The 18,586-nt window shown below is 66.2% G+C and carries 18 protein-coding genes and 1 tRNA gene; 9 read left to right on the plus strand and 10 right to left on the minus strand.

The genetic code is table 11. From position 1 onward, the window contains the following. The first annotated feature begins 191 nt into the window (after positions 1 to 191). Positions 192 to 620: an OsmC family protein gene (locus tag jaqu_RS01425; RefSeq protein ID WP_043917156.1), complete on the plus strand. Its 429-nt coding sequence runs from the start codon at positions 192 to 194 to the stop codon at positions 618 to 620. 22 nt (positions 621 to 642) lie between these two features. Here jaqu_RS01425 and jaqu_RS01430 read toward each other — a convergent pair whose 3' ends face one another. The 7 genes from jaqu_RS01430 to jaqu_RS01460 all read right to left on the minus strand — a co-directional run bounded on the left by jaqu_RS01430 (position 643) and on the right by jaqu_RS01460 (position 7,295). After that, a complete protein-coding gene (locus jaqu_RS01430) occupies positions 643 to 1,257 on the minus strand; it encodes a hypothetical protein (RefSeq protein WP_043917157.1) in 615 nt (204 codons plus the stop codon). After that, positions 1,257 to 1,892, minus strand: coding sequence for a hypothetical protein (locus jaqu_RS01435; RefSeq protein ID WP_043917158.1), 636 nt, complete (start codon positions 1,890 to 1,892; stop codon positions 1,257 to 1,259). The genes jaqu_RS01430 and jaqu_RS01435 overlap by 1 nt, the downstream gene beginning before the upstream one ends. After that, positions 1,889 to 3,514, minus strand: a complete 1,626-nt coding sequence (locus jaqu_RS01440) for a peptide chain release factor 3 (RefSeq protein ID WP_043917182.1) — start codon at positions 3,512 to 3,514, stop codon at positions 1,889 to 1,891. The genes jaqu_RS01435 and jaqu_RS01440 overlap by 4 nt, the downstream gene beginning before the upstream one ends. 60 nt (positions 3,515 to 3,574) lie before the next feature. Continuing rightward, a complete protein-coding gene (locus jaqu_RS01445) occupies positions 3,575 to 4,462 on the minus strand; it encodes an isocitrate lyase/PEP mutase family protein (protein ID WP_043917159.1) in 888 nt (295 codons plus the stop codon). Positions 4,463 to 4,469: 7 nt separating this feature from the next. Next, positions 4,470 to 5,744: a TRAP transporter large permease gene (locus jaqu_RS01450; RefSeq protein ID WP_043917160.1), complete on the minus strand. Its 1,275-nt coding sequence runs from the start codon at positions 5,742 to 5,744 to the stop codon at positions 4,470 to 4,472. Further along, entirely contained in the window at positions 5,741 to 6,235 is a 495-nt protein-coding gene (locus tag jaqu_RS01455) for a TRAP transporter small permease (RefSeq protein ID WP_043917161.1), read from the minus strand. Before jaqu_RS01455 ends, jaqu_RS01450 begins: the two co-directional genes overlap by 4 nt. 64 nt (positions 6,236 to 6,299) lie before the next feature. Continuing rightward, a complete protein-coding gene (locus jaqu_RS01460) occupies positions 6,300 to 7,295 on the minus strand; it encodes a TRAP transporter substrate-binding protein (RefSeq protein WP_043917162.1) in 996 nt (331 codons plus the stop codon). 190 nt (positions 7,296 to 7,485) lie between these two features. Between jaqu_RS01460 and jaqu_RS01465 the strand changes: the two genes are divergently transcribed. The 6 genes from jaqu_RS01465 to jaqu_RS01490 all read left to right on the plus strand — a co-directional run bounded on the left by jaqu_RS01465 (position 7,486) and on the right by jaqu_RS01490 (position 13,362). Beyond that, positions 7,486 to 7,562 (plus strand) — tRNA-Arg (locus tag jaqu_RS01465). 433 nt (positions 7,563 to 7,995) lie between these two features. Next, on the plus strand, positions 7,996 to 9,042 hold the full coding sequence (locus jaqu_RS01470; RefSeq protein WP_052500706.1) for a hypothetical protein: 1,047 nt from the start codon (positions 7,996 to 7,998) through the stop codon (positions 9,040 to 9,042). Between the two features lie 146 nt (positions 9,043 to 9,188). Next, positions 9,189 to 9,971 carry a class I SAM-dependent methyltransferase gene (locus jaqu_RS20365; RefSeq protein ID WP_052500707.1) on the plus strand — a complete coding sequence of 261 codons (783 nt, stop codon included), beginning with the start codon at positions 9,189 to 9,191 and terminating at the stop codon, positions 9,969 to 9,971. 15 nt (positions 9,972 to 9,986) lie between these two features. Next, complete coding sequence (locus tag jaqu_RS01480; protein ID WP_084629266.1) at positions 9,987 to 11,297, plus strand: MATE family efflux transporter; 1,311 nt, start codon at positions 9,987 to 9,989, stop codon at positions 11,295 to 11,297. 65 nt (positions 11,298 to 11,362) lie between these two features. Further along, positions 11,363 to 12,247, plus strand: coding sequence for a methyltransferase domain-containing protein (locus jaqu_RS01485; RefSeq protein WP_141134339.1), 885 nt, complete (start codon positions 11,363 to 11,365; stop codon positions 12,245 to 12,247). Then, positions 12,244 to 13,362, plus strand: coding sequence for a glycosyltransferase family 4 protein (locus jaqu_RS01490; protein ID WP_052500708.1), 1,119 nt, complete (start codon positions 12,244 to 12,246; stop codon positions 13,360 to 13,362). Before jaqu_RS01485 ends, jaqu_RS01490 begins: the two co-directional genes overlap by 4 nt. On the opposite strand, the gene jaqu_RS01495 is transcribed toward jaqu_RS01490, so the two are convergent. The 3 genes from jaqu_RS01495 to jaqu_RS01505 all read right to left on the minus strand — a co-directional run bounded on the left by jaqu_RS01495 (position 13,343) and on the right by jaqu_RS01505 (position 15,932). Continuing rightward, a complete protein-coding gene (locus jaqu_RS01495) occupies positions 13,343 to 14,305 on the minus strand; it encodes a hypothetical protein (protein WP_043917165.1) in 963 nt (320 codons plus the stop codon). The genes jaqu_RS01490 and jaqu_RS01495 overlap by 20 nt on opposite strands. Positions 14,306 to 14,409: 104 nt before the next feature. After that, complete coding sequence (locus tag jaqu_RS01500; protein ID WP_043917166.1) at positions 14,410 to 15,246, minus strand: GNAT family N-acetyltransferase; 837 nt, start codon at positions 15,244 to 15,246, stop codon at positions 14,410 to 14,412. Further along, positions 15,243 to 15,932, minus strand: coding sequence for a GntR family transcriptional regulator (locus jaqu_RS01505; RefSeq protein ID WP_043917167.1), 690 nt, complete (start codon positions 15,930 to 15,932; stop codon positions 15,243 to 15,245). Before jaqu_RS01505 ends, jaqu_RS01500 begins: the two co-directional genes overlap by 4 nt. Before the next feature lie 236 nt (positions 15,933 to 16,168). Here jaqu_RS01505 and jaqu_RS01510 point away from each other — a divergent pair, with 236 nt between their 5' ends. Together jaqu_RS01510 and jaqu_RS01515 are read left to right on the plus strand one after the other, a co-directional pair. Next, a complete protein-coding gene (locus jaqu_RS01510) occupies positions 16,169 to 17,152 on the plus strand; it encodes an ABC transporter ATP-binding protein (RefSeq protein ID WP_043917168.1) in 984 nt (327 codons plus the stop codon). A gap of 40 nt (positions 17,153 to 17,192) precedes the next feature. After that, complete coding sequence (locus tag jaqu_RS01515) at positions 17,193 to 18,458, plus strand: ABC transporter substrate-binding protein (protein ID WP_089268382.1); 1,266 nt, start codon at positions 17,193 to 17,195, stop codon at positions 18,456 to 18,458. Positions 18,459 to 18,586: the final 128 nt, after the last annotated feature.

Consider the following 18,586-nt stretch of genomic DNA (forward strand, 5'->3'; position numbering starts at 1 on the left):
GACGCCTGACTTCCTCGCGTCCCGGCTAACGTCTGGCCCCTCACGGGCGCGGCACCGGTAACAGGGGTCGCCCTGCGGGTCAATCGGAGCTGCGATCCGCCTTATTTCGTGCGGCATCGGCGCCTTTCAAGGGGAACGTGTGCGCCGATCCGGCGTTCCTCTTGGCACCACGCATACGACGGGAGGACATCATGGCGATCAAGAAACGCGGCAACGCCCATTGGGAAGGCACGTTGAAGGAAGGTAACGGCACCGTCTCGACGGCGTCGGGCGCGTTGGAGGCGAACCCGTACGGCTTCAACACCCGCTTTGAAGGACAACCCGGCACGAACCCCGAGGAGTTGATCGCGGCGGCGCATGCCTCCTGCTTCTCCATGGCGTTTTCGATGGTGCTGGGCCAATCCGACCTGACGCCATCCGCAATCGACACGGAGTGCACCGTGACGCTTGAGGAGAAGGATGGTGGGTTCGCGGTGACCGCGTCTCATCTGACGGTTTCGGCCACGGTCCCCGGCGCGTCCGAGGATCAGGTCCGCGAGGCGGCGGAAGGGGCCAAGGCGAACTGTCCGATCTCCAAGCTGTTGAATGCCGAGATCACGATGGATCTGACCGTAAGCTGACTGCCGGGGCCGGCGCTGACCGCTAGACCCTTGCCGATGGGTGCAGGGCGGGACGGTAGCCGCCAAGCATCACTTCTATCGTCGGCGTCGGCGTCAGCACCTCTGCCGGGCCGTCCGGCAGGGGAACCGGCGCATCGTAGCCGCCCGGCGTAAATGGCATGAGCGCGTCGCCCAGACGCAGATGCGGCGTCCCATCATGCATCACGAAAGCGCCGTCGGGCAGAAAGGAGACAGATCTTACCTGTGACCGGCGGAGCTTCCGCGCGCCGGGGACGGCCCGGGCAGCGTGGAGCACCGAGTCCATCTTGGGGGCGGAGGCGGGACCGTAGAGGTCTTCCCAGATGGCCTTCCATTGCAGGTAATCGGCACGGCGGCATTCGGCGCAGGGCCGATGCCCGGCCGCAAGGGCCACCGCCTCGTCTAGAAAGAACAGCTCGGTATAGCGGCGCTGGGTCATCAGCTTTCGCCGGCGGCCCTTGAAGGCCAGGACGCAGCAGACCCAGTTCCGATGCGCCCAGCGACGCGGCGTCAGGATTCGGTGCTCGTCGTGCAGCACACCGCGATTGCCCAGCATCGTGCCCCGGTCGGGGATGGCGACGATCTCTCCGGTGGGCAGGACGCGATTCTGAAGCGGCATCAGGCGGGCCCCTCGATATAGGCGCGCAGACGCGCGACGGTGAGGCGCTGGTTGCCTGGCCTTGTCTGGTGCGGGTCTGCATCCTCGATCCCGCTGAAGCGATAATCCGACATCGTGGCGAGCCAGCCTACGAAAGCGTCACGCGTCTCAAAGCCTTCGACCGAGCGGCTGGGCGCCGGGCAGCCATCCTCGGCCGGTCCATAGCTGAAGAGCGGCTCGCCCTCCCATCCGTGGAAGAGCCCATAACCGCAATAGAAGCGGTGATGGTGGACAAGCGCACTGCCAAAACCGGTCTGACCGTCAGGGCGGGTCTCGATCAAGCGGGCGGCGACGGCTTCGGCCAGCGGTCGTCCGACGGGGGCTTTCGCATCCGTGTCGTCATAAGCGGCTTTCTCCAGCGCGAGGCCCAGTCGCAGCGCAGTTCTCAGCGCGCGATTTTGGAGAGACCAAAGACATTGCTGGCCGACCGAGACCGGCGTCAGCGCGGCCACCCGCAAGCGCCCTGCGCCCGGTTCGTCGGCCCAGGCCGCCGAGATGTCGGCCCGGCGGGCTTGCCAGTTGGTGCGATCGATATCGCGCAGGGCCGAAAGACGTTCCCGGAGCCGGATCCTGCGCGATATCGGATCGTCCGTCACCCGACCATCATCTCCTTGGTCGCGCTCAGCCGGACATCCGGGTAGTCGCGTTCGATCCGGTCGATGTCCCATTGCAGCCGGGTCAGGAAGACCGGATCGCCGTCGTTATCGTGGGCGATGTGCTGTTTGTTCTTCTCGATCATCTTGTCCACGGCGGCATCCGGCCCGTGGACCCAGCGGGCCGAGGTGAATTGCGACGGCTCGAACCGGACGGGCAGGCCGTATTCCAGCTCGATCCGGCTGGCGAGCACCTCGAATTGCAGCGCGCCGACGACACCGACGATGTGTCCCGATCCGATGGCCGGCTTGAAGACCTTGGCCGCGCCTTCTTCGGCGAACTGGTCCAGCGCCTTGTCCAGGTGCTTGGCCTTCATCGGGTCGCCCGCGCGCACGCTCTGCAAGAGCTCCGGTGCGAAGCTGGGGATGCCCGTGAACTTCAGCGCCTCGCCTTCGGTCAGGGCGTCGCCGATGCGCAATTGTCCGTGGTTGGGGATGCCGATGATATCGCCGGCCCAACCTTCCTCGGCCAATTCCCGGTCGGCGGCGAGGAAGAGGACCGGATTGCTGATCGCCATCTGCTTCTTCGAGCGGACATGGGTCAGCTTCATGCCCCGCTCGAAATGGCCCGAGGCGAGGCGGACGAAGGCCACGCGGTCGCGGTGCTTGGGGTCCATGTTGGCCTGCACCTTGAAGACGAAGCCCGCGACCTTGCCCTCTTCGGGGGCGACCTGGCGCGGCTCGGCCCTCTGCGGCTGTGGCGGCGGCCCGTATTCGGCGATGCCGGCCATCAATTCCTGCACGCCGAAGGAGTTGATCGCGCTGCCGAACCAGATCGGCGTCAACGACCCTTCGAGGAAGGCGTCGCGATCGAAGGCGGGCAGCAATTCGCGCGCCATCTCTAGTTCTTCGCGCAGCGTGTCCAGAAGTTCGGCCGGGACGTGTTCGGCCAGCCTGGGATCGTCCAGGCCCGCGATGGCCACCGTCTCAGCCACCTTGTTCCGGTCCGCCCGGTCCATCAGTTCGAGCCGGTCGTGCAGCAGGTCGTAACAGCCGACGAAGTCGCGCCCGCGTCCGATGGGCCAGCTGGCCGGGGTGACGTCGATGGCGAGGTTCTCCTGAATCTCGTCGATGATCTCGAACGTGTCCCGGCTCTCGCGGTCCATCTTGTTGCAGAAGGTCAGGATCGGCAGATCGCGCAGGCGGCAGACCTCGAAGAGCTTCTGGGTCTGGCTCTCGACCCCCTTCGCCCCGTCGATCACCATGATCGCTGCGTCAACGGCGGTGAGCGTGCGATAGGTGTCCTCGGAGAAGTCCGAGTGGCCCGGCGTGTCCACCAGATTGAAACGATAGGCGTCGTCGCCCCGCGTGAAGTCGAAGGACATCGCCGAGGCCGAGACGGAGATGCCGCGGTCCTTCTCCATCGCCATGAAGTCGGATCGCGTGCGCCGCGCCTCGCCCTTGGCGCGAACCTGCCCGGCCATCTGGATCGCACCGCCATAAAGCAGGAACTTCTCGGTCAGCGTCGTCTTGCCCGCATCCGGGTGCGAGATGATCGCGAAGGTCCGGCGCCGCCCGATTTCGGGCGGCAGGTCGGGGCGGTTGGTCTGGAGCGTGTCTGGCATGGGCGGCATATACGGTCGCCGGGTCCGCGCCGCCAGAGCGGGGGCGCATTCGGCGTCGCGCTATCGCCGCGCGCTCTCGTACCAGCTGGAGGCCTCGTAATACTCGTCGAAGCCGATCCGGCGACGCAGTTCGGCGAAGTCCATCCGGCCCTCGCGGGGCGCATCCTGCCGCATGGCGGAGAGCGTATCGGCCATCGCGCGCATGGCGACCGCCATCAGGGTCAGGGGGTAGGCGGCGATGCGGTAGCCGATATCCTGGAGCTCTGCGCGGGGCAGGTCGGGGGTCTCTCCCTCTTCGACGATGTTTGCCATGTGGATGCCCGGCGCCTCGCTGCAGATGCGCGCCATCTCCTCGCGGCTTCGCGGCGCTTCCACGAACAGGATGTCGGCGCCCAGATCGGCAAAGGCGCGCGCGCGGTCGAGCGCCTCGTCCAGGCCCAGCGTGTGGCGCGCATCGGTGCGGGCGAGGATCAGCACGTCGCCGCCCTCGTTGCGGATCGCACGTGCCTCGTCGGTGGCGGCGCGGATGCGGTCCAGCGCCTCGCCCCGTCCGACGACCGCCTTGCCGGGCGTATGTCCGCAGCGTTTCGGCGCGACCTGATCCTCGATCATCACCGCCGCCGCACCCGCGCGGGCAAGCCCGCGTACCGTCCGGCGGACATTCATCGCGTTGCCATAGCCGGTATCCCCGTCGGCGATCAGCGGCAGGGCAGGGACCGCGCCGCAGATGTTGCGGACCTGATCCTCGACCTCGGCATAGGACATCAGACCCAGATCGGGCGCGCCGATCCGGCTGGCCGACGCGGCAAAGCCCGACATGAAGGTCAGCGGAAACCCCTCCTGTTCTATGAGCCGCGCCGAAAGCGCGTCGAAGCAACACGGCATCGTGTGGCAGGTGTCCTGCGCCAGCAGGGCGCGCAGGCGGGCAGCGTTGGCGGTCTGGGTCATTGGCGGCTTACCACTTGAAGGGCAGGTAGAGAGCGAGGTCCGGCCACGCATAGAGCAGGACCACCGAGGCCAGCATGATCCCCAGGAACGGCAGCGTGCCGCGGGCCACATCCGCCAGCGTGGCGCAGGCGACGGACTGGATGACGTAGAGGTTCAGACCCACGGGCGGCGTGATCAGCGCGCATTCGACCATGATCACCATGTAGATCCCGAACCAGATCGGATCGAAGCCCAGCCCCATCGCCGCCGGCAGCAGGACCGGCGTCATGATGAGGACCATCGAGAGCGCCTCGAAGATCAGGCCCATCAGCAGAAGCACGACCGACACGACGAGGATGAACATGATCGGCCCGTCGATGGTGGCCCCGATGAAGGCACTGATGTCCTGCGGCACGCGCCAGAGCGCCAGCGCCTTGCCGAAGACCTTGGCCCCGGCGACGATCAGAAGGATCGCGACCGTGGTCACCATGGCGTCGCGGGCGCTCTCGACGAAGGCCTGCCAGGTGAGGGTGCGCAAGATGACCACCGTGATGACCAGGGCTGCCGCGAAACCGATCGCCGCGGCTTCGGTCGGGGTGAAGGCGCCGGAATAGATCCCGAAGACCACCAGCGCCGCCAGAGCGACCGAGGGCAGCGCCCGGATCGACGCGGCGCGCCGTTCGGACCACGGGGCCGGGCGCAGTCGCTCGTATCCCGGAGAGAAGCGCGCATGCAGGATCGCGAAGACGATGAAGGCCCCGATCAGCGCGAGGCCGGGCCCGATCCCCGCCATGAAGAGCGCAATCACCGATTGTTCGGCCACGAAGCCGTAGACGATCATCGGGATCGAGGGCGGGATCAGGATGCCCAGCGTTCCGCCCGCCGCGAGCAATCCGTAGGTATGGCGCTTGTCGTAGCCGCGCTTGGTCATCTCGGGGATGGCGACGGTGCCGATGGTCGCGGCCGTCGCCACCGAAGAGCCCGAGATCGCGGCGAACAAGCCGCAGGACAGGATCGTCGCGACTGCCAGCCCGCCGGGCCAGTGCCCGACCCAGGCCTGCACGGCGGCGAAGAGGTCGCGCCCCACGCCGCCCTTCAGCAGCACGTTCCCCATCAGCAGGAAAAGCGGAACCGCCAGCAGGATGAAGCCGTTCAGCGTCGACATGATGCCCTGCGGCGCCATCAGGAGAGAGAAGTCTCCGAGCCAGAGCAGCACGAGCCCCATGCCGCCAAGTGCGAAAGCCACGGGCACGCCGAGCAGAAGCAGAACGAAAAGACAGATCACGACCAGGGCGAGGGTCATTCGTGGCCCCCCGGCTCGGGCGCGCCGTCGCGCCAGGTGCGCGCCATCTCTGCCACGCATTGCACTGCCAGCAGCGCGAAGCCTATCGGTGCGGCCAGTTCCACCGTCCAGACGGGCGGGTCCAGCATCGTCCCGGCAGTGCGGCCCCGGACCCAGCTGTCGTAGAAGATCTCCCATCCGTAGATCGTGACGACGACCGAGAAGACCAGGACGGCGGCGAGCGCGGCCAGGTCGGCCGCCTTGCGTCCGCCCGGGGGCATCAGCGCCAGACCGGCCGTCACCGCGATGTGGCGCCGCATCCGCAGCACGCCCGCCATGGCGAGCATGCAGCCCCAGATCAGGCAATATTGCGAAAGCTCCGCTGCCCAGATGGTCGGGCGCACGAAGAAGTAGCGGGCGATCACTTCCCAGGTGAGCATCGCGCCGGCCAGCACGAAGAGGGCCGCTGCCACCCAGCCCAGCAGGCCGGTCAACCGGTCGAGCACTGTCATCGGTCCCCTCCCCGGACGAGATGACGGGCGGGGGAGGTCCCCGCCCGATCCAAGGCGGACGGGCCTAGAGGCCCTCGGCCGCGTCCAGCACCCGTGCGCCCAACTCGCCCGCGCTCTCGCGGTAGCTGTCGAAGACAGGTTGAGAGACCTCGCGCCAGGCGGCCAGTTCCTCGTCGGTCAGCTCGACGATGGTCATGCCGTTCTCTTCGGCGGCGGCGTAGGCGTCGGCCTCGATCTGGGCCATGCGGTTGCGCACGTCTTCCTGCGCGACGGCGGCGGCGGCTTCGATATGGCCGCGCGTCTCGTCGTCGAGCGTGCTCCACCAATCGGAGTTTACGACGACGACGAACTCGATATTCGCGTGGTTGGTGACGGTGATCGTGTCCATCACCTCCCAGAGCTTGCGGGACTGCACGCCCGACACGCCGGTCATGCCAACATCGACGGTGCCACGCTGATAGGCGAGGTACTGTTCGGAGCCCGAGATCAGCGTGGGCGCCCCGCCCGCGGCCTCGACGAAATCCCCCAGGGTCTTGCCGAAAACGCGGACCTTCTTGCCCTCCAGATCGGCGGGTGTCCGGATCGGCTCCTCCTTCGAAAGCATGATCGCGCCGCCATAGGCCTGCCAGTAGAGGATCTGCCCGCCGGTCTCCGCGATCGCCTCTTCCAGCGCCTCGCGCACGTCCGAGCCTTCGGCGACGGCCGCACGCACCTTCTCTTCGGTATTGAAGAGGAACGGCATGTAGAACACGTCCACCGCCGGCACGTCGCCGACATAGCGGGTCAGCGAGGCGACGCCGGCCTCGATGGCGCCCGATCCGACGGCCTGGGGCACTTCCCTGTCGGTATAGAGCGTCGCGCTGTCGTAGATCTCGACGTCGATGGCGCCGCCGGTGCGCGTCTCCACTTCGCTCTCGAAGAGCTGGAGATTCTCGCCCAGATGCGAGGTCAGAGGCAATTGCAGGGTGATGCGCATCTTTTCCTGCGCGATTGCCGCCGTGCCGGTTGCCAGAAAGAGCGCCGACGCCGCGACGGCGCCGATCGTGGGTCTGATAGTCATGAATCGTCCTCCCTGCCGTGACCTTAGGTCAATCGTGGGGCGAGATGGAAGATCGCTAACGCCTTGCCTTCCCGCGCGCGGGTCGCATGCCCGAGCGGGTCACGGATCGACAGGGCAGGCGGGGGACCGCATTTCCGTCGCTCGGGGCTTGCGCCGCTCCGCGGCTGCCGCTATCTGCGGCCTCCGTAGTGCGCTGGTAGCTCAGTTGGATAGAGTACTTGACTACGAATCAAGGGGTCGGGGGTTCGAATCCTCCCCAGCGCGCCATCTTTCCCCACTCTCGAATGACTCCAGATTCTTGATGACAGTGTAGGTCAGGGGTCAGGAGAGATTCACCTCGCTGGTGCGCTATCTGGCCCGCAGAAGCCGCTTGCCGGTCTCCAGCAAGTCCACGCAGGCCTCGTAAGCTGAGACGACGCTGGACCTGTCTGCATCAACAGGTCGATTGAACAGCCCCCCAAACTGCCGATCAATCGTCGCGGGCTCTGTCCGGATGGCTCTGGCCCTGTCCAAGGTGCCGTCTGCGACCCATGATCCGCTCTCTCCCGGTCAAATCCCAACATGGGCGTCGGACCCTCGGAAACGGGCGGGCCAGCTTTCCCCACGAGGTCCGCAAGGATCATGAATGAGCGGTGGATGGTCCTGCGGTTGGCCGTATGATCGCGCGTGATTTCTAGGAACACGTGTGACCGGGGACCGGATGCGAGTTGTTGTCGAGGTGGTTCATCCCGCCGACGTGCTTTTCTTCAAGCGGCCGATAGAAACGCTTCATGCGCGAGGCGACGCGGTCCTGGTATTGTCGCGGAAGAAGGACGTGGCCTGCGATCTCCTCGATGAGTTCGGGATCCCGCACACGCCGCTGACCACCGCCGGGTCGGGGACGGTCGGCCTTGCCAGAGAACTGGTGCAGCGCGATTTCGCGACGCTAGGGGCGGTGCGCCGCTTCAAACCCGATGTCATGGCCGGGTTCGGAGGCGTCGCAATCTCCCATGTCGGCAAGCTGACACGTGTTCCGTCGGTGAGTTTCTACGATTCCGAGAACGCCGCGCTTCAGACACGGATCACCTGGCCCTTCATCTCGCATCTTTACGTGCCGAGATCCTACCGGGGACCCACGCCCGTCGGGCGGACGACGCGATTGCCGGGTGTAAAGGAGCTGTCCTTCTTCCATCCGAACGGCTTTCGACCGAACCGTGAGACGGCACTTCGGGTCGGTCTTGACCCCGATCGGCCGAACTATTTCGTGCGGATCGTCGAATGGCGTGCGAACCACGATCTGGGAAAGGCAGGTTGGACACCGGACGTCTTGCGCGCTGTGATTGCGCGTCTTGAGGCGAGCGGGGTGGTGCACCTTTCAAGCGAGCTGCCGCTTTCGGACGATCTGGCGCAGTATGCCTATAAAGGTCCGAAAAACGCCGTACATCACCTGATCGCCGCTTGCCGCGCCTTTGTCGGCGAAAGCGCGACCATGGCGAGCGAGGCGGCGGTGCTCGGTGTTCCGGCGCTCTATGCGGGCCGCGATTTTCCGGGCTACACCCGCGAACTTGCCGAAACCGGGTTGCAATGGAATGTCGAGAATGCCAGCGCGGGATCGCTCTGCGCCGCCATCGACGAGATGCTGGCCGTCCCCCAAAGCGATATCGTCGCGACGCGCGACCGCTATCTGGAAAGCTGTCCCGATTGGTCCGAGGCCATCATCGAAGCACTCGAACGCCATGCGAAGCGGCCGGCCCGGAGCGCGACCTAGAAGCCGCGGGCGCGCGCCTGTTGCGCCGGGGCTCTGTCATTGCACGGAACCAGCCAATAATCGCCCCAAAATGCGCTCCGAAGGGTGCAAGAGTGCATGCATAACCGGGGACGCCGGGCAGGAGACATTCAGCGAGAGGATGCGAGTTGGACTGGGAAGATAGCGAGAAGAAGCGCAAGGCGCTTTGGCTGACGATGGAGAGCAAGCCCGCCAAGACCATGCTCATGTTCTGGCGCAGGCTTGCCGGCCGGGATCCGTTCTACGGGGACAATCGCGCGTATGATTTCGCCCATGGCCGCCACCGCGCCAGCCGCATTCAGATCGTCAATCACCTGATCGCGACGAACGGGTACAAGTCCTACCTCGAGATCGGTGTGCGTCGCACGGGCGCGATGTTCGAGAACATCAACGTGGAAGCCCGGACGGGGGTCGATCCCGACCCGAACGCGAAGGCCGATCATTGCATGACATCGGACGCGTTCTTCGCCCAGAACGCCCGAACCTTCGACATCGTCTTCATCGACGGCAACCACACCGGAGAGCAGGTTCGCAAGGATATCGAGAACAGCCTCGCCGCTCTGTCTCCGAACGGCGTCATCGTCCTGCACGACATGAACCCCCCGTCGATGTTCCATGCACGCGAGGTCTATGAGGTCGATGGCCGCTATCCCGCCTGGAACGGCAGTTCGTGGAAAGGCTTCGCCTGGGCCCGGGCACATCGCGCAGATGTGGCGATGTGCGTGGTGGATACGGATTGGGGCGTCGGCATCATCCATCGCGGCGCGCAGCAGACGATCGACCTCGAAAATCCGACCTATGACGATCTCGCCGCCGATCGCGACCGCATCCTCAACTTGATCTCGGTCGGGACGTTCCTGGACCGGTATTCGGCTCCGATCTCGGATCCTGTCGATGCGCGCGCCGTCTGACCGCGGCACCACGGAATGACCATGTTCGCACGGCTCAGGGGAATGCTCGGCGAGTTCTCGCAGATCCTGGCCCTGCGGCTCTACGCCGCCGCCGCGGGGTTCGCTCTGACCCTCCTTCTGGGTCGTCTGCTCGGACCTGCCGAATACGGGGCGTATGTCTTTGCTTTGAGCCTTCTGAGTTTTGCGGTTCTCTTCGCGACGCTCGGCTTTCACCACTTCACGATCCGCGCCCTGCCTCCGCTGATGGTGGCTGAAAAGCAAAGCGAGGCGATGGGCGTGGTGGCCTATGCAAGCGTCGTCGTCGTGGTCCTGTCGCTTGCCACGGCTATCGTGGCGGGATCGAACACCGAGCTCTTCTCGGCATCCGGGCCGATGCAGAACGCCGTTGCGATCGGCTGTCTCCTGCTGGTGCCGCGCGCGCTCGGGTTGTTGCGGACGGGTATCCTCCAAGGTCTCGGCCATCCGGTTGCGGGGCAGGTGCCGGACCGTCTGATCGAGCCGACGTTGATCCTTGCGGTCGTCTGTCTCTGGGCGCTGCAAGGCTGGGCGCTCGATGCACGCTCGGTCCTCTTGATGACGCTTGCCGCGATCGCCGCGTCGTTGATCCTCGGGGCGCCGAGCTTGCGTCGCGCCATCATCGGGATCGGCGCCCGGCCGTCCTTTGGAAATCTCGGGGGCTGGACGATCGGCGGTGTCAAATCGCTGCTGGTCTTCGCCGCCGGAACCGTTCTCGGGGCGACGGACGTCGTCGTGCTCGGGCTGATGTCCACGCCGGAAGAGACCGGGATCTACGGTGTCGCGATACGGTTCTTCTTCATCATGGGCCTGCCGTTTCATGCGGGCGCCGTGTATCTGTCGCAGCGAGCGGCGAAACTTCATGCGCTCGGCGATCGAGAGGCCTTGGGGCAGGTCGTCGAGAAGGCCGCTATTCGCACGATCCTCTCGGCCGTGGCGCTTGCGGTCCCGTCGACGATCCTCGCCTTCTTTGTCGGCCAGATATTCGGCGCGGGCTTCGCACCGGCGGGGGCGGTTATCCTCGTTCTGGTCTGGACCCGCGTCGGTCTGGCGTTCTTCGGGGAGCCCTCCGCCCTACTCGCCGCGACCCAGCATGTGGGCCGTGTCAGCATCTTCATGGGGTTGGCGGCCACCCTGAATATCGGATTGAATATCATCCTTGTCGGTCCGTTCGGCGCGATGGGCGCGGCGATCGCAACCGTGCTGTCGTTCTGTGCGCTCACCGCCGCTCTGACGCTGTCCGTTCGTTCTCTCTTGGGGATCCGTGTGTTTTACGGCCGCAGGTTGGTCGGACTTGGAAGCAGGCCTTGAGCGTGGGTCGTTCGAAGCAATCAGGGCAGAATGCCGCGGACATCGCCGAGCTCTTGCGGTGCCCGGTGACCCACGCGCCCGTCCATGTCTCCGAAACTGGCGACCTGTCGATCGGGGACACGCCGGTTCAGACAGTTGGCGATCAACCAGTTCTGGTGAACTTCGCGCAGAGCATCCTCGACCGCGAGATCCTGCTGACCCATGGCGCGACGAGCCTCGTCGCAAACCGCCGGCAAGGCCGTCCGTGGTGGAAGCGCCTGATGCTTGGCGAGAACCGGATCACACCCGCGTCCGCAGCAGAGCTCGTCGAGATGGTAAGCGCGCAGAGCGAGACGCCGACAATACTCATCATAGGGGGGGGCACGGTCAGCGATGGGGCGCAGATCCTTTACGATGCGCCAAATCTCCGCGTCGTCTCGTTCGATGTCTACGCCTCCCCCCACACCGATTTCGTCGCGGACGCGCACCATATTCCGATCCTGGATCAAGTCGTCGATGCCGTCTGGATCGAGGCCGTTCTCGAACACGTCCTGACCCCTGCAGAGGTCGTGGACGAAATCTGGCGCGTGTTGAAACCGGACGGCATCGTCTACGCTGCGACCCCGTTCCTGCAACCGGTGCATGAGCGCGCCTATGACTTCACCCGCTTCTCGGAAAGCGGGCACCGTTGGCTCTTTCGCCGGTTCGACGAGATCGACCGGGGCGTCCTGGCCGGTCCCGGAACGGCGCTGTTTCAACAGCTCCGCTACGCGTTCGGCGCAGTGGCCGGAAGCCGCCGGATCGGCTCGCTCCTTGCGGCGCCATTCTTCTGGCTGCGGTTCATTGATCGTCTGGCAGCCCGTGATCATGGCAGCGACGCGGCCAGCGCGACCTTCTTCATGGGACGGAAATCCGAGAGGACCCTGTCGCCGAAAGACATGCCCGCGCTCTTCAGGGGCGTGCGGAAATGACGAGGCGCGCGGTCATGGTATCGGGAACGGCCTGGTATCTCTGGAACTTTCGTCGCCACGTCATCTCCGGGTTGGTGGATTCCGGCTGGGAGATTCACGCCGTCGCCGGGGCGGACGCCTATTCCGCTGACCTGGCCGGTCTCGAGGGCGTAACGGTGCACGATTGGACCGTCTCTCTGGACGACGCGCATCCCGGTCAGGAGTTCATGTCGCTCGTCGGACTGACGCACATGCTCCGCCGTCTGAAGCCCCGGATCGTTTTCAACAACGGGATCAAGGCGAACGTCTATGGCGGGCTCGCCTGTCGCGCGCTTCGGTTGCCGTATGTGAACAACATCAGCGGTCTGGGCATGCGCATCCGGCGCGGAACGCGCGGCAGCACTGTGCTCGCGCGGCTCTATGCCGTCGCCAGCGCAGGGGCAAAGGCTCTTCTCATCCAGAATCCCGGCGATCTGGAGTTCTTGCGATCTCACGGCCTCCCCGCGTCCTGCCGGGCGATCCGAACCATGGGCTCCGGCGTCGACCTCGCTCAATTCACGCCCGTGCCACTGCCCGAGGACTGGCCGGTGCGCATCGTGTTCGTCGGTCGACTGCAGGCGGACAAGGGCATCCATGATCTGGTTGCTGCGGCGCGTATCCTGTCGCGGACCCGGGACGATATCGCGGTGGATGTCGTCGGTGGTCTGCAGCATGCCAATGCAGGAGCGGTCACGCAGGAAACCCTCTCTGACTGGGAAGCGGAAGGCCTCGTCACGTTCGCGGGCCAGCAAGCCGACGTGCGCCCTTTCTTGGCGGCGGCGCATGCGCTGGTCATGCCCTCGCACGGCGGGGAAGGGATGCCCAAGGTGATCATCGAGGCCGCCGCGATGGGGCGCCCCGCCATCGTGAGCGATATCGACGGCTGCCGTGACAGCATCGTCGCGGGCGAAACCGGTCTGCCTGCGCCGCCGCGGGATCCGGACGGGCTGGCTCGCGTGATCGCGACATTCGCGGACATGCCGGCCTCGCGGAAGACCGCGATGTCCCAAGCGGCCCGCGCCCGGGCCGAGGCCGCGTTCTCGGTCGAGACGATCGTAGAGATCTACCGTGAACTCGTTAGCGAGGTCGACTCGTAGCGATCTCCACGATCTCGCTCATCCGCGCTGCCAGCGCGGCGGGCTGAACCAGCGCGTTCAGGGCCCGCATCCGATCCAGCGCGTCCGTCCAGACCGGCCCGCCAAAGGTTGCGCGGGCATGCTCGAACCCCTCAATGATGGTATCGGGCGCCGTGATGGAAACGAGATAGGGATAGTCTTCCCCGAGGAGCGCGAGCACATCATCCACCTCACGGTTGACGAGGATGTTGGCGCCGAGCGCGGCAGCGGTGAATCCCTTGGTGAAAGGCTTGTAGACGCGATTCTGCCTGTCGCCACCCGTCGGCGCGGGCCGCACGGCGTAATGCAACGAGAGCCGGTCCAGACGGGGCAGGATCCGCGCGAACTCGCGCGCATAGTTCACTTCGATGACCTCCACCTCCGAGGCGAGCGCTTGAGGGATCATCGCGTTCTTGCGTTCCCCGACATAGCCGCAGGCGAACGTCTCCGCCGCCCTGTGGCCGGCGAGGCGCGGATCATGGTGATGGTGGAGCAATTCGACCGGAACATCCGTCCGGCCCCGGGTCGCGAGTGCGGCTTCGAGGGCAGCCTTGCCGCCGACCGAGGCGGCGATGTGGAAGTCGTAGAGGTCGAAGTCGATCTCGCCGATGGCGGTGTCGATACTGTCGTATCCGATCCGTACGCCCCGCGCGCGCAGCGGAGCGAGGTGATCCGCCGTCAGCCCCTTCGCCGCGGACTTCACCACGATCACGACGGCCCCCAGCGGTACGCGCCGCGCGAAAGCGCTCATGGCGACGGGCGGCATCAGCTTGGCGTGAAACGGAACGGCCCGCACCGTCATCGCGTGGTCGAGATGCGGGGACACCAGGGCCGCCAGTTGGTCTCCGCGCATCACGGCCGATCCCAGATGCCGAAACGGCTTGCCCATCCGGCGCAGGAGAAGAACGGATTGTCGTGCCTTCATGGTCCGGCCGTCCTAGCGTGTCGCGATGCCTTCGACCATCGCCAGGGCTCTTTCGCGTGAACCTGCGTGACACTCGGCGTGTGGCCTGCCGCTCCGGGCCTGCGTCAGCCGATCTCCAGCGTCGCGACGCCGCAGAGGATGGCCTCGCCGCTTGGGGCGGGCCGCGCGTTGCCCCGGTACATGCGCGCCGTGCTGAAGCCGGGTACCATGCCTTCCGCGACGCAGATCCCTGCGAAGGCCTCGGCCTCTTGGGGCACGTCGACCGTCAGCTCCGTGTCCACCGTCGCGGCTGCGTGGTGCAGGAGGTCCGCCGCCATCCCGGCATCGCGGGCGATCAGCGGGCCGATCTTGGTGCCCTCGCGGCAGGTTCGGAGCGTCACCGCGCCCGCGATCTCGCCCCCTTCCTCGATCAGATGGGTGGTGCGGGTCGGAGCGCCGGTGAACCATGCCTCCATGTAGGCCGGTTTCGACCAGCCCGAAGCGGCCGCTTCGAGCGCGACGAGCGCCGCCCGATCCGCCGCGAGCGCTGGGCGCACCCGGTCAGAGCGGCGTGGCGCGGGCCGGCCGACATGGCGCACTGCGCCGCCTGCATGCGCAAAGCCGGATCGCGCGTAGTTGGCCTGCTGGTCCGGCACGCCGTCCAGCCCTACGGTGCGGTCGCCCGCATGGGCCAGCGCGTGGGTCCAGAGGCCCAGCCCCGTGCCCAGACCGCGATGGGAGGGCAGACAGATATAGAGCCCGAGAAACGCGAACCGTTCCGAATGCGTGACGACAGAGATGGCGGCAACGGGCCGTCCGTCCTCGTCGGCCACGAAGAACCCGTCCGGATCCGCGGCCCAGAATGCGTCCGCATCGTCCAGACCCGGGTTCCAGCCTTCCGCAGCCGCCCAGTCGAGTGCCAGATCCAGTTCGGGCCGGATCATGTTGCGATAGCGGATCATCTGTCGAGCGCCTCTCGCAGCGAGCGGGGCGGCGTGGCCTGATCGCGCAGGTCCAGTTGCGACAGCAGATCTACCAGATGACCCTTCATCAACTCCGACGCCTCCTCCGCATCCCGGCGACGGAAGGCATCGAGCAGGGCGTGATGCGCATGGCTCTCGCAAAGGGCGCTGCGCCGCCGCCAATAGATCGCGATCACCAGCGAAGAGCGGGCGACGAGTTGCCGGATGAAGCCCTCGATCGTGCCTTGATCGGCAATGCGAGCGATCTCGACATGGAACTGGCCCGACAGGCTGAGCGCGCGGCCCGCTTCGCCTGCGGCCAGCGCCGCGTGCTCGTCGGCGATATGGGCCTCGAGCCTTTCGATATCGCCGGCTGCGGCACGGGTCGCGGCGGCATGCGCCGTCGCCGGCTCCAGCAGGGCCCGCGCCTCGAACACTTCCCGCGCCTCCCGGATCGAGGGGCGGGAGACGAAGGCGCCGCGATTGCGCTCCAGCGTGACGAGCCCTTCCTGCGCGAGGATACGCAGCGCCTGCCTGACGATGGTGCGACCGACGCCGAACGTCTCGCCGACCTCGTCTTCCGCGAGCTTCATGTCGGGCAGGATGCGATGTTCGTGCACCGCCTCCGTGAGGCTTTCGGCGATCTGCTCCGCGGTCGCGGCGGGCGGGGCGATGACGTGATTCAACGGGCGTCTCCGGTTATCGCCGTCCTGACAGAGCCCGTGATCTGCAACAAGAGTTGCGCCGCGCACCGGGCATCGCGGACAGGATCGTATACGATCCGTGCCCATATCGGCGACGAAACTGCGTCGATCCGCTGAAATGTCGGGCATTCGCTGACCGGCGGCTTGCCGTCAGCCCCGCCGCGCTTTCGATCCGCGCGGCTGGAGGCGAACGCTGGGTCAACTCTCGGAGGACCCCGGTGCGTTCCGACCTCGATCTCGAACTCGTTGGCCTGACCAAGCGCTACGGAGACACCGTTGCGGTCGACGGGATCGACCATCTGTTCCATGCGGGCCGCTATGTCTGCCTCCTGGGGCCGTCGGGCTGCGGCAAGTCCTCGACCCTGCGGATGATCGCGGGCCACGAGGCCGTCAGCGACGGCTCTATCCTCTTGGGGGGACGCGACGTCTCGCACCTTCCGCCCGCCCGGCGCGGCACCGCGATGATGTTCCAGAACTACGCGCTGTTTCCGCATCTGTCGGTCCGAGACAACGTCGCCTTCAGCCTGCGCATGAAGGGCGTCGCCGCGCCCGAGCGCCACGCGCGCGCGGACGAGTTGCTGGAGCTGGTCGATATGGACGGCTATGCCGACCGCCTTCCAGCGCAATTGTCCGGCGGCCAGCAGCAGCGCGTCGCCCTGGCCCGGGCGCTCATCACCAAGCCGCAGGTCCTGCTGCTGGACGAGCCGCTTTCCGCCCTCGACCCGTTCCTGCGCATCCGCATGCGAGCGGAACTGAAGCGCCTGCAACGTGAATTGGGGATCACCTTCTTGCATGTCACCCACGGCCAGGACGAGGCGCTGGCGCTGGCCGACGAGATCATCGTCATGAACGAGGCGCGGATCGAGCAGGCCGGCCCCGCGCGCGAGGTGTTCGACGCGCCGCGCACAGCTTTCGTAGCGCGCTTCATCGGTGCCCATAACGTTATTGCTCTGCCTGACGGGCCGGTGGCGATCAGGGCCGACGCGATGCGGCTGGCGGAACCGGGGACGGCCCGGCTCGACGGGCGCGTGACCGCCGTGGAGTACCAGGGCACCCATGTCGCGCTGACCGCCGCCATCGCGAACGACCAGGAGGTCATGGCGCTTATGACCGACACCGATTTCTTCGGAGCACCGAAGGAGCCGGGCGAGGCGGTGGGCCTCGGCTGGCAGGACGGGGCGGCGCACAAGCTGCACGCCTGAAAAGACTGCAATCCAACTGGGGGAACTACAGATGACGACGATCCCGAAGGTCCGCTATTCGCGGCGATCCATGCTAAGGACCGGCGCCGCGGCGCTGGGCGCCACCGCGCTGCCCGCGCCGATGGTCTGGGGCCAGGAAACGAAGGATATCGTCCTGCGCCAGTTCGGCACGGGCGTGTCCAACCTCAACGACGTGGCCAACAAGGTGAAGGAAGACCTGGGCTTCACGCTCGAGATGACCGCGCTCGACAGCGACAGCGTCACGCAGCGCGCCGCGACCCAGCCCGACAGCTTCGACATCGCCGATATCGAATACTGGATCTGCAAGAAGGTCTGGCCCACCGGCAACCTGCAGGCGATGGATACCAGCCGGATCATCCAGTACGACAACATCGTCGGCATCTTCCGCACCGGCAAGCTGAACCCGACCTCAACCATCGCGCAGGGCACCGCGCCGCATACGGTGGGCTTCGTCGAAGGCCCCGGCGGGACCGAGTTCGTGGATAACGAATCCGGGTGGATGACCCTGATCCCGACGATCTACAACGCCGACACGCTGGGCATCCGCCCCGACCTGATCGGCCGGCCGATCAACAACTGGTCGGAACTCCTGAACCCGGAATTCCAGGGCAAGGCGTCGATCCTCGACATCTCCTCCATCGGGATCATGGACATGGCCATGGTCTGCGAGTCGATGGGAGAGATCACCTACGCGGACAAGGGCAACATGACCCGCGAAGAGATCGACCGCACCATCGCGATCTTCACCGAGGCCAAGCAGAACGGTCAGTTCCGCGCCTTCTGGAAGACCTTCGACGAAAGCGTGAACCTGATGGCCTCCGGCGAGGTGGTGATCCAGTCGATGTGGTCGCCCGCCATCACGGCCGTCAAGTCGCGCGGCATCCCCTGCATCTACCAGCCGCTGGAGGAAGGCTACCGCAGCTGGGGCGGCGGCATCGGCCTGTCGTCGAACCTCAGCGGAATGGAGCTGGATGCGGCCTACGACTACATCAACTGGTATCTTGCCGGCTGGGTCGGCGGCTACCTGATGCGTCAGGGCTACTACTCGGCCGTGCCCGAGACCTCCAAGGCGTTCATGACCGAGAACGAGTGGGGCTACTGGTTCGAGGGCAAGGAGGCCACCGACGTCATCACCTCGCCCACCGGTGACGAGCTGGCCCAGGCGGGCGAGACCCGCGACGGGGGCTCCTTCGAAGAGCGGATGGGCGCGGTCGCCTGCTGGAACGCCGTCATGGACGAGAACCAGTACATGGTCCGCAAGTGGAACGAGTTCATCGCCGCCTGACGCGATGACGCGCGCGCCGGCCTGTCCGGCGCGCTTTCCCCAGCCGATAGGCCGCCATGACCGATCAGACCATCACCGCCGTGCCGTCCGCCGATCCGGCGCCTCGTTCCCGACGGGCGCCGAACCGG

It is taken from the genome of Jannaschia aquimarina (assembly GCF_000877395.1).
GTDB lineage: Bacteria > Pseudomonadota > Alphaproteobacteria > Rhodobacterales > Rhodobacteraceae > Jannaschia > Jannaschia aquimarina.